Here is an 11,922-nt window from a genome sequence, read left to right on the forward strand (position 1 = left end):
CCGAACAGGACAGTGAAACACCTTAGCGCCGATGATAGTGCAGATTACCTGTGTGAAAGTAGGTCATCGCCAGACACCTTATGTAGTAAACAGAACCCCCGTACTCGAAAGAGGCGGGGGTTTTGCTTTGCGCGGGAGAAATTGCTCGGCTAAATAGTAAGAATGCACTAAAAGTAAAATACTTTATGTTTATTGAGTATTTTGCTTCTAGTGCATTTTTATTGGGTGATGTGTTCATGATGGGGAATTATTTAAAATAATGATCTAGAATTAATTGCTTAAGTTATGTTCTATCTTGGCGGGGACTGAAGTGCATGGGGCATTGGGGGATTGATCAATGGAGTATGTAATGTGCAAACCCAGGTGAAAAGTTTTTCAGAGTATCAGGAAGTATCCGCAGATTTTCAGCAAATATTGGCTGAGGTGGCCGCCTTACATCTACGTGCCTTAGAGAGTGGAAAACAAAGTAAGAGAGATGCAGATGCAAGTTATAAAAGCATTTGTAATTTATCTTCAGATGCGATGCTTTTGATTAATGTTGAAGGAAAAATTGTTTGGGCAAATCATGCATTAGTAATGTTATTTGCTTATCCAAAAACAAAATTATTAGGTTTAAATCTTGACGCGTTAGTGGTTGCAGATCAAAGAGAAAAACTTTTAACATTACTGGATAGCTTTAATTTGATGAGCGATAGTGATGCGCTGAGTGATGCAAGTTTATTTGATTGGCAAACGTTTACTGGAAGCTCTTTTTCTGGAGAAATGCGCTTGAGTTTATTGCCAAATCAAGGGATCGAAGGAGCGAATATTTGTTTATTGGTTAAGAATAACTCTGCAGTTCAAAGTGAAGCAAAAGAAAACAATAAAATTAAACAAATTTTAGATGAAACAGTAAAGGTAAGGCGCGATTTTTTAGCAAATATTAGTCATGAAATCCGTACTCCAATGAACGCTATTATTGGAATGACGCATCTATTTTTTAAAACTGAATTAAATATAAGACAAAAAAATTATATAGAAGTTATTCAGCGGTCTAGTGAGCATTTATTAAGTATTGTTAATGATATTTTTGATTTTTCTAAAATGGAAGAAGGGCAGTTAGTTTTGGAGTGTGCTGTTTTTGATTTAAATGAAATATTAAAAACTATAGAAAAAAAATGTGAAGATGAAGCAAAAATAAAAAATATAGCTTTGAATTTTATCTTGCCTTCTCACTTACCTGAAGCATTAGTAGGTGATGCCGCACGATTACAGAAAATTTTATTACACTTGGTAGGAAATGCTATTAAATTTACTCGGCAAGGCCGTGTAGAGCTAAAAACGGATATTCAGTCAGAAAGTGAACTGGATATTACGATTAAATTTTCTATTAGCGATACGGGGCTAGGCATTGATGATGAGCAAAAGGCGCGTTTATTTCAGGCATTTTCTCAAGCTGATACTTCAGCAACTCGGAAGTTTGGTGGGCTAGGTATGGGCTTAGTGATTGCTAAAAAACTAGTTAAATTAATGGGAGGGGAAATTGGCGTTGTCAGTGAACTGGGAAAAGGCAGTTGTTTTTGGTGTTGTGTGCCGCTCAAAAAAAACATGCAATCGATGGCCCCAATCACTCCCGTAGAAAATACTCAGCGAGCAGAATTAATGGCCCGCGCTGGCTCTCATATATTACTCGTTGAGGATAATGCATTAAACCAACAGGTTGCGAGTGAAATATTGATTGATGCAGGTATGCAAGTGACTGTGGTAAGTGATGGGCAACAGGCGCTAGATATTATAGAAAAGCAAACATTTGATTTGATCTTAATGGATATTCAAATGCCTGTATTGGATGGTTGGAGTACAGCTAAGATTATTCGTGGAGGTCAACATCAATCCTCTATTCCTATCGTGGCATTGACTGCCTTATCCATGAATGAAGATAGGCAAATGTGCATGGATACAGGCATGAGTGACCATTTGCTTAAGCCGATTGATTCTGATTTATTAATGAATATATTGATTAAGTGGTTACCACATACTAAAAGCGCTGCAGTGAAAGAAGTGGCAAAGAAAATCGCTGTGCCAAATGATTTGGCTGCTGCTGGGCTTCCTCGTGATATTGCGGGTCTAGATATGGTGATGGGCCTTAAATATGCGATGGGCAATCCTGATTTTTACCGGCGATTATTGATTAAGGTTTTAGACGAAATACCAAAAGTGCAGGCTAGTTTAGCTGAAGCGCTGCTTACTGAGCACTGGAGTGAGGCTAAGCGACATGCGCATACTTTAAAAGGAATTGCGGCAACAATTGGTGCTGATATCGTACAAAAATATTCCGCAGAACTTGAGTTGGCCTTAGGCCAGACTGTGGTGAAGCCCCAAATATTGAAGATGCAAATTGAAGTGAGTGATGCTTTGCATTACTTGCTTGAATCACTGCAGCATTTTTATTTTGAAGAAAAAACGACTGAAGAGTTACCTGCAGTGGCTGCATCTTTAATCACTCCTTTAGATGAGGAGGGAAGAAAAGCACTATTTGAGGGCTTACAGCATTTATTACAAGAAGGCGATGCTGCTGCATGTGAGTTTTTTGAAGAAAATCAACTCGGTTTTGAATGCTTATGGCAAGGGCGCAGCCATGAGCTAGCGCGATTCATTAATCAGTTTGCATTTAATGATGCTTTGGAATGGATGATGAACTCTCCCATTTAAATCAATAGTTAATGCTAAATGTTTAGTGAATAAGGAGTAGTGATGGAACCATTGCAATCGCAAGAAAATAGGTCGACCATTTTGGTGGTGGATGACACGCCAGATAATTTAATGTTACTTAATGGCCTATTACGGGATAAGTATCGGGTGAAAGTTGCTAATCATGGTGATGTTGCTTTGCGTTTGGTTTTGACTGAGCCAAGGCCTGATCTTATTTTGCTGGATGTAATGATGCCGGATATTAATGGCTATCAGGTTTGTCGAAAATTAAAAGCTGATAAAGAAACTGAAGATATTCCGGTTATTTTTCTGACTGCAAAAACGGCTATTGAGGATGAGGAAGAGGGTTTTTCTGTTGGTGGTGCAGATTATATTAGTAAGCCTATTATTCCGACCATTTTATTGGCACGGGTGCAAACACAATTGGCTTTAAAGGCTGCACAGGTTTTTTTAAAAAATCAAAATCAATATTTAGAACATTTGGTGCAAGAGCGCACTAGAGAATTGGCACATTTACAGCAGGCAACTATTTTGGCTATGGCTTCGTTGGCTGAAACACGAGATAACGAGACTGGAAAACATCTGCGGCGCACTCAGCATTTTGTAGCTTTATTGGCGTTAGAGTTGGCAGACGATCCTCAGTTTAGCGAGGAATTAACACCTGCCAATATTCAATGGCTGTATAAATCGGCACCGATGCACGATATTGGCAAAGTGGGTGTGCCTGATCATATTTTGTTGAAGCCGGGTAAATTGACGGATGAAGAGTTTAATTTAATGAAAATGCATACCGTATATGGACGGGATGTAATTACTTCGGTGGAGAGTTATTTAGGCTCTAAAGAAGATAAATTTTTGCATTATGCACGTGAAATTGCGTATAGCCACCAAGAGAAATGGGATGGTAGTGGTTATCCTCAGGGCTTAAAGGGTGAAGATATACCTTTATCTGCACGATTAATGGCAGTTGCTGATGTTTATGATGCGCTGGTATCTAAGCGGGTTTATAAGCCGCCTTTTTCTCATGCAGATGCGATTGATTTAATTGTAAAAGGCCGTGGTGCACATTTTGATCCTGTGGTGGTGGATGCTTTATTACGTATTCAAAATACATTCCCTGATATTACGGTGCTCTTTTCTGATGAAGAGGGTGAGCATCATTAGGCCTACTTGCCCTCTCTGGTGCTTTTAGTTGTTTGAGAGTGTGCTTAATTCTTGGAAAATTTCTGTAAATATTGGTCTGCTATCTAGATCGCTTTGTGAGCAGCGTGCTTGCAGATGAAGCAGCTGATTGAGCAGGGCTGGCGATCCTTCTGTACGGCTGATTAGCTCTTCTAAAAGATAGGCAAATGCCTTGACCTCAATTTTTTGTAATCGCGTATCTGTATAAAAAGATGCCGCGCCAAAGTCCCCTAAAAGTGTTTCACCCTTGGTATTGATCAAAATATTGTGTGCATATAAATCGCCGTGCAGGATCTGGGCTGCGTGTAAGTGTGCGGCGGCAGCGGCAATGCTGCTTAAGATACGTAGCGTTATATCTAAACTAAATGGCTGATCTTGCTGATAAATATCCCTAGTGCACGATTCTAGGCTGGGCGGGCCCGCTAAATTGCTAAAGCCTGACGCAATCAGTGGCATTAATAGCGCTGGAGTTTGTTCAGGGTGATGTTTTACCTCACCAATGGCACCGATTAGCGCTGGATGCTCACCGGCTGCAAGGCATGCAGCCATTTCGCACTGCGGTAGGCCATCGCTGGTGAGTGCTCCTTTAAAGAGTTTGAGCGCCACATCCTGGGTGGCTTCCTCTATTTGCCAACTGGCTTTGTAGATCAGACCAGAAGCACCTTCGCCCAATTGTTCGGCGATTTGTAAATCCTGCCAGTGAACAAGTTGACTCGATAGAGGAGGAGGAGGGGCTTTGCAGAATGGATTGCCTGCAAAAGCAAGCCACGCTAGTTTAGGCAGGGTAAATAGCCAATCAGGTAAAACTTTTAGCTGATTTGCAGCAATTCTGATGAGCTCTAAATCTTGGCAAGCTGCCAGCTCTGCAGGCAATGATTGCAATTGATTACCCGCCAGCATGAGTTTTTGCAAGAAGAGACACTGCCCTAGCTCGGCGGGCAGCTGACTGAGTTGGTTATCGGTCAGAATTAACCAACGTAACGTTTTTGGTAGGGCTGCCGCGCTGACGCTGCTGATTTGATTGGCTTTAAAGCCCACCATAGAGAGCTGAGGGCAGCGCCCTAGCACTTCAGGGAGATGCTGAAACTGATTGTCTGAGCAAAAAATCACTTTTAACTGGTGTAGCCGCGGCAAGTCATCCGGCAGGGATGAGAGCGAATTACCTGATAAATTTAGGATTTCTAGAGAATCAGCCAGTTGATAAATTTCTTGAGGAAATTCAGCCAGCCCGCAAGACAAATCAAGTCGAGAAACCCCCGCCAGCAGGCCAGAGCGTAATTGAGAAAGAGTATGCATGGGCTACAAACAGTAAGATAGGCCGCGATTATCCCATGTTTTTTGTAGAGGTACGGCATGCCGTGCCCCTAGGGCCTGTTGACGTTTCATTCAGCGCAATTGTGAATGAAACGTCAACAGGCCCTAGCTTGTTTATAACAGGGTTACACCGGGTAGGCTGATATGGCTGACTTCGCGCATGGTGCTCACAAAGTCACGTACAAAAGCCGTATCAGCTTGGGCGTGGCTGATGGCGGCGTAAAGATCCGAGGTGAGACCTTGAGCGGTAATGGGCCGGGCAACCACGTAACCGCGCTCCAAATAATGCTGGACGCTCCAGCTAGGTAGGGCGGCGATGCCACGGCGGCTAGCCACCAGCTGCAAAATAGCTGCGGTCAGTTCGGTGGTTCGGCGCTTGGGGTTAATGCCCGCAGGTTTAAGCACCTTTCTTAATAAATCAAGCATTTCATCAGGAACGGGATAGCTAATCAGCGTTTCATCGGCAAAGTCTTCGGCGCTTAAATAGGCTTTGGCTGCCAGTGGGTGATCTTTGGCGATCAGGGCGATCATTTCGTAGCTAAATAGCGGCTGATAGCTGATTCCCGCTTCGTCTGCAGCTTCGGAAACAATCGCTAAATCCGCTCGTTCTTCAAATAAAAGCTGCACTGGGTCGGCATGAAAGCCAGACACGATGTCCAGCTCTACCTCAGGCCAGTGGCCACGAAAGTTATCCATCGCAGGCATCAGCCAGTCAAAACAGGTGTGGCATTCCACGGCAATGCGCAGCTGGCCTGCCTCGCCTTCTCTGAGCTTGGCGATATCGCGTTCGGTCTGCTCTATGCGTGGCAATACTTCTGCAGCCAATAGGGCCAGTTTTTCTCCTGCCGGAGTGAGTCGGAGTGTGGCAGATTTAGTGCTTGATTTACGGATCAGCAGCGGCAGCGCGTAATGCTCTTCTAATAATCTGATTTGATGCGAAAGCGCAGATTGCGTCAGATGCAAGCGTTCTGCAGCGCGGGTCAGGCTACCAGACTCACGAATGGCGAGTAGGGTTTTAAGGTGGCGAAGTTCGAGTATTGATTGCATGGCTAATCTTTTAGTGGCGTTATCTATGAGTCAAAACACAAATCTTGAACCACTTCGATCCAAGAAGGTACGGCGCTTTATAGAGAAAGTTTTATCCCTTTAAGTGGCTTGGCTTTAGTTTTTGAGTGTTTTACAAGCTAAGGCTTATTTTTTAGTTTTTTTTAAGGGATTTTCGCTGTTTTTGCTGCTATCAGCGCTTCAAGGTTTAGCTTCCTTACTTATTAAAGTATAAGGTTTTATTTTGTTGAGTAAAATTCATCATTGCTATGAAAATAATGAATTTGAATCATACCAATCTAGCATGCATGATACAAATCATCTTCATGAAAAATTATTTTCATAACATTTGGAGTTTTCTATGACTACTGCTCATATTACTGGCTTCCCGCGTATTGGCGCTCAGCGTGAACTGAAGTTCGCTGTTGAGCAGTTCTGGAAGGGGGAGATCGATGAAAGCGCGCTGGCGCAAACGGGTAGCTGCCTGCGCCGCCAGCACTGGCAATGGCAAAAAGAAGCGGGCTTAGATTTTGTTGCCGTGGGTGATTTTGCTTGGTACGACCAGATGCTGAATGCTTCTGCGCTGCTGGGGGTGTTGCCTGCCCGTTTTGGCTTTGATGCTAAAAACCTGAGCTTAAAACAATATTTTGAGCTGGCGCGTGGCAATACCGCCCAGCCTGCTCAGGAAATGACTAAGTGGTTTGATACCAACTACCACTATCTAGTGCCTGAGTTGGATGAAAACAGCGATTTTTCCGGTGGCGTAGATTGGTTCTTCTATGAAATTGAAGAAGCTAGATCGCTGGGGCACACGGTAAAGCCAGTACTGCCAGGCCCGTTGACTTTCCTTTATCTAGCCAAAGCTAAGTCAGCGTCAAAAGAGCAAGCTGCTTTTGATAAGCTCAGCCTACTGCCTAAAGTGCTGAAAGCTTACAATCGTATATTAGAGCGCCTAGCCAAGCTGGGCGTGGAATGGCTGCAATTAGACGAGCCAATCTTAGGTTTAGATTTAGAAAGCGAATGGCTAGCGGCATTTGAGCCAGCGTACCGCAGCCTTGCTCATACTGGGCCAAAAATCTTACTGGCTACGTATTTTGAATCGGTCTCGGCTCATGTCGCTTTATTGCGTGATCTGCCGGTAGCCGGTGTGCATCTTGATTTAGTTCGTGCGCCGCAACAGCTGGATGTGTTCGCTGCTAACTGGCCAAGTAGCAAGGTCTTATCGCTGGGCGTGGTGGATGGCCGTAATATCTGGGTTAGCGATTTATCCGCTATTTTGGCGCGCTTACAAGCGCATCGGGGTAGCAATATTTGGTTGTCCGCATCGTGCTCGCTGCTACATGTGCCGGTTGATTTGGCGCAGGAAACCAAGCTAGATGATGAGCTGAAAGGCTGGCTAGCTTTTGCTAAGCAAAAACTGCAGGAAATCAGTGTATTAAAACGCGCACTGAGTGGCGCAGATGTCAGTGCTGAGCTGGCGACAAACGCGGCTAAAGTGGCTTCTCGCAAGGTTTCACCTAGAATTCATAACCTTGCTGTTAGCACCCGCATTGCCGCACTGAGCGATGTAGATGCCCGTCGTCATGCTATCTTTGCCACGCGTCAGGCCGAGCAAAGAGCGCGCTTTAATCTGCCGCCATTGCCAACCACCACCATTGGTTCTTTCCCACAAACCAAGGAAATTCGTGCTGCGCGCGCCGCGTTTAAGAAAGGAACGTTAGCAGAGGCTGATTATATTAGCCAGATGCAGGCAGAGATTCGCCTTGCGGTGGATAAGCAAGAAGCGTTGGGTATTGACGTACTGGTACACGGCGAAGCCGAGCGTAACGATATGGTGGAATACTTTGGCGAGCAATTATCTGGCTTTGCCTTTACCCAGTTTGGCTGGGTACAGAGCTACGGCAGCCGCTGCGTAAAACCGCCGGTATTGTTTGGTGATGTGAGCCGCCCAACGCCGATGACGGTAGAGTGGACGCAATACGCGCAAAGCCTTACGCAAAAGCCAATGAAAGGCATGCTGACAGGGCCGGTGACTATTTTGCAATGGTCGTTTGTGCGTGATGATCAGCCGCGTTCGGTTACCACACAGCAAATTGCGCTGGCGATTCGTGATGAAGTGGTGGATCTGGAAACCGCCGGTATTGGCATTATCCAGATTGATGAGCCCGCTTTCCGTGAAGGCCTGCCGCTGAAAAAGAGCGACTGGGCCGCTTATCTGGATTGGGCCGCCGCCGCTTTCCGTATCTCGGCATCTGGGGTTGCTAATCAAACGCAAATTCACACCCATATGTGCTATTCGGAATTTAACGATATTCTGCCAGCGATTGCCGCTATGGATGCTGACGTGATTACCATTGAAACCAGCCGTTCAGATATGGAATTGCTGACAGGTTTTGGTACCTTCAAATATCCAAATGAAGTAGGCCCTGGTGTATACGATATTCACAGCCCACGTATTCCGCCGGTAGAAGATATGCTGCGTCTGATTGCCAAGGCCGCTGAGGTGGTGCCCGTTGAGCAGCTGTGGGTCAATCCAGATTGCGGCTTAAAAACGCGTAACTGGCCAGAAACCGAAGCTGCTCTTGCCAATATGCTGGAGGCTACTCGCCAAGCACGCCAGCACTTAAGTGAGCATGGCCGTTTGCCGGAGTTTGCTGTACTTACCACTAAGTCACATCTTCATAGTGGTTGTGCTTGCAACTAGATTTCAAGAGTATAATGGCACCTGTTATTTTTAGACAGGATTGTGTATGCAGGTGCCGGCTATACCTTCAAACGAGGCCTTGCGCCTAGAAACGCTGCGAGAGCTATTGATTTTGGATACTCCGTTTGAAGCGCGTTTTGATAACCTTACCATCGTTGCGGCTGCCTTTTTTCGGGTGAAAATTGCAGTAATTAGCTTGATTGATAGCAAGCGGCAGTGGTTTAAATCGACTTGTGGGCTAGGTGCTAAAGAAACGCCACGGGATATTTCATTTTGCGGTCATGCTATTTTGCAAGATGGGGTTTTTGTGATTGAAGATGCGTTACAAGACATGCGTTTTTTTGATAACCCTTTGGTTACGGGGGAGCCGCAAATTAGGTTTTATGCTGGGGCGCCATTAGTTGCCAGTAATGGGGCTAAATTAGGCACGCTCTGTTTAATTGATAGCGTGCCGCGCCAGCTCAATGCATTTGAAATTGAAATGCTATCCGATATGGCAAAATTGGTGATGCAAGAAATAGAGCATGGTTTTTTAATGCTAGAAAATAGTTTGCATTGATAATCAATTGAATGCTATTGGCGGATTGCAATTGCAATACGGTTTAATGCATTCATATTGGTAATTGCAAAGGTAAGATCTGATATTTCTTGATTACTAAAGTACGCCTTTAATGCCGCAAAATCCACATCAGGTGCGTGGGTTTCTGAAATACGGCTGAGTGATTCAGCCCAATTCAGCGCCACGCGTTCCTTAGGGCTAAATAGCTCACTCCTTCTCCAAGCCATTAGGCTATCTAAGCGCTCATTTTCTTCTCCTTTACTCCTTAATGCTTTGCTGTGTAGTTTTAGGCAAAAAGAGCAGCCATTTATTTGCGATACCCGCAAATTAAGCCATTCCAATAGGTTTTGATCAAGTGAGCTATGCTCTAAATAATTTTTTACGCTGCGTAATCCAGCAAGAGCATCGCTAGATAAATCAAAGTAGGGGAGTCGTAATTGGGGCATTGCACTCTGCTTAATAAGTCATTTAGCAAAATCATTTTATCCACGAAAACCATGCACAATAAATATCATACGCGGATGAGCTTTTTTACTATGAATGAGTAAATAGCGAATATGCTCAATTGTGATTTCCGTAAACTATTTATTGGTTGTGATCGCTATATTTAAGCTCTGCCTCCCCCCTGTGTCAGGATAGTTGAGATACTCTCTTTTCAGGGATTCCAACTTACTCAGGGGGCTGGTTACTCATCATGTCGCGTATTCCCAAGGCTCGTAAAGACGCTATTTTAAGCAAAATGCTTGCTCCATCTCCGAGCAGCATCCGGCAGTTGGCTTTGCAAGAAAACCTCTCCGAAGCCACACTGTACAATTGGCGAAATCAACTTCGCCAGGAAGGCCGCCCCGTGCCAGAACACCATCGCAGTACTGAAAACTGGTCTGCCCAAACCCGCTTTGCCGTGGTTGTCGAAACCATTGGCATGTCAGAAATCGAGCTGAGCGAATATTGTCGTGCCAAGGGTTTATTCCCGGAGCAAGTGAAGCAATGGCGCGATCTCTCCATTCAGGCGCAGGGCCAAGCTGAAGTCATCACACCCGAGCAGGCGCAGGAAAACAAAACGCTGCGCAAGCAAAACAAGCAGCTGGAGCGGGAAATTCTGCGTAAAGATAAGGCACTGGCGGAGGCGGCAGCGTTACTGATTCTGCAAAAAAAGGTGCGCGCCCTTTGGGGCGAATCCGAGGAAGATTAACGTCACTGGATCAACGGGAGCGGCTTACCACGTGGATTAGACAGGCTTGTCATGCGGGTGCGGCCTTATCCCGCGCCTGTGAAATCATCGGCATTTCGGTGCATAGCTGGTATCGCTGGCAAGCGGCCGGTAAGGTGATCGCGGATCAACGCCCCTTGGCTAGGCGGAATGATCCGGCGAATAAGCTGAGTGATACCGAGCGCCAGGCGATTTTATCGGTGTGCAACAACCCGCGTTTTAATAGCGTTCCGCCCAGCCAGATCGTACCTATTCTGAGCGACGAAGGTTGCTATTTAGCTTCTGAATCAACGATGTACCGCGTGCTGCGTCAAGCCAATCAGCTTCAGCATCGTGGGCGGGCTGCCAAAGCGGTACGCAAAGCCAAACCGACTAGCTTCACCGCAACCGGCCCGAATCAAGTCTGGATGTGGGATATCACCTGGCTGCCGAGTCAGGTGAAAGGTGAGTATTACAAGCTGTATATGATTGAAGACCTGTTCAGCCGCTATCCGGTGGGCTGGGAAGTACACACAGAAGAAACCGGTGAATTAGCCGCTGAGCTGCTGCAACGCAGCGTGTTGACCCAGCGCTGCAGCATGAACCCGCTGGTTTTGCATTCAGATAATGGTGCGCCGATGAAAAGTTATACCCTGAAAGCCAAGCTGGAGATGCTGGGGATCGCCTCCTCATTTAGCCGTCCCCGCGTCAGCAACGACAATCCCTATGCGGAGTCTTTGTTTCGCACGCTGAAATACTGGCCCGCCTGGCCTAAAGGCTTTGCCAGTCTGGATGAGGCAAGGCAATGGGTGCGGCGCTTTGTGGATTGGTACAGTCATACGCACCGGCACAGCGGGATTCAATTCGTCACGCCGTCGCAACGGCATCAAGGGCAGGATAAAGCGCTGTTAGAAAAACGCCATGCCCTCTACCTAGCCGCGCGCTTGGCACGACCGGAACGGTGGCGTAATGCGACCCGGAACTGGAGCTGGCAAAACGAAGTGCAACTCAACCCGGACCGAGTCATTGAACCTAAAACAAGCGAGGAATTACAAGCAGCTTAAATCGTAAAAACATCTCAACTACTTTGACAATCACCGGTGTTTAGCGTGTTGCGCCACATTCGCCCGCAATACGCCTGCCGCAGCTGTCAAACGATGAGCGCCGCGCCGATTCCGCCGGCGATCATCAACGGTGGTTTACCCACTGCGGCCACTTTGGCTTGGGTGATGGTCAGCA

7 protein-coding genes and 1 pseudogene are annotated in these 11,922 nt (G+C 45.9%); 5 read left to right on the forward strand and 3 right to left on the reverse strand.

Features of this window, described 5'->3' with window-relative positions; all coding sequences use genetic code 11:
- The first annotated feature begins 351 nt into the window (after positions 1-351).
- Positions 352-2,691, forward strand: coding sequence for a response regulator (locus tag Q0R17_RS16660; RefSeq protein ID WP_293936947.1), 2,340 nt, complete (start codon positions 352-354; stop codon positions 2,689-2,691).
- A gap of 42 nt (positions 2,692-2,733) precedes the next feature.
- Positions 2,734-3,855 (forward strand): HD-GYP domain-containing protein, encoded by a 1,122-nt coding sequence (locus Q0R17_RS16665; protein ID WP_293936950.1) that lies wholly within the window; start codon positions 2,734-2,736, stop codon positions 3,853-3,855.
- Positions 3,856-3,879: 24 nt separating this feature from the next.
- Here the strand turns inward: Q0R17_RS16665 and Q0R17_RS16670 are convergent, their stop codons facing one another.
- Positions 3,880-5,169, reverse strand: a complete 1,290-nt coding sequence (locus Q0R17_RS16670; RefSeq protein WP_293936952.1) for a leucine-rich repeat-containing protein kinase family protein — start codon at positions 5,167-5,169, stop codon at positions 3,880-3,882.
- 132 nt (positions 5,170-5,301) lie between these two features.
- Positions 5,302-6,234, reverse strand: a complete 933-nt coding sequence (locus tag Q0R17_RS16675) for a LysR family transcriptional regulator (RefSeq protein ID WP_293936954.1) — start codon at positions 6,232-6,234, stop codon at positions 5,302-5,304.
- A gap of 358 nt (positions 6,235-6,592) precedes the next feature.
- On the opposite strand from Q0R17_RS16675, the gene metE reads away from it, so the two are divergent.
- Together metE and Q0R17_RS16685 are read left to right on the forward strand one after the other, a co-directional pair.
- Entirely contained in the window at positions 6,593-8,935 is a 2,343-nt protein-coding gene (gene metE / locus Q0R17_RS16680; RefSeq protein ID WP_293936956.1) for a 5-methyltetrahydropteroyltriglutamate--homocysteine S-methyltransferase, read from the forward strand.
- 46 nt (positions 8,936-8,981) lie between these two features.
- Positions 8,982-9,494 carry a GAF domain-containing protein gene (locus Q0R17_RS16685; protein ID WP_293936958.1) on the forward strand — a complete coding sequence of 171 codons (513 nt, stop codon included), beginning with the start codon at positions 8,982-8,984 and terminating at the stop codon, positions 9,492-9,494.
- Between the two features lie 14 nt (positions 9,495-9,508).
- On the opposite strand, the gene Q0R17_RS16690 is transcribed toward Q0R17_RS16685, so the two are convergent.
- Positions 9,509-9,940 (reverse strand): carboxymuconolactone decarboxylase family protein, encoded by a 432-nt coding sequence (locus Q0R17_RS16690; RefSeq protein WP_293936962.1) that lies wholly within the window; start codon positions 9,938-9,940, stop codon positions 9,509-9,511.
- 248 nt (positions 9,941-10,188) lie between these two features.
- On the opposite strand from Q0R17_RS16690, the pseudogene Q0R17_RS16695 reads away from it, so the two are divergent.
- A pseudogene (locus tag Q0R17_RS16695) lies at positions 10,189-11,747 on the forward strand (IS3 family transposase).
- The last annotated feature ends 175 nt before the right edge of the window (positions 11,748-11,922 follow it).

The organism is Iodobacter sp. (genome assembly GCF_025352645.1).
Taxonomy (GTDB): Bacteria; Pseudomonadota; Gammaproteobacteria; order Burkholderiales; family Chitinibacteraceae; genus Iodobacter.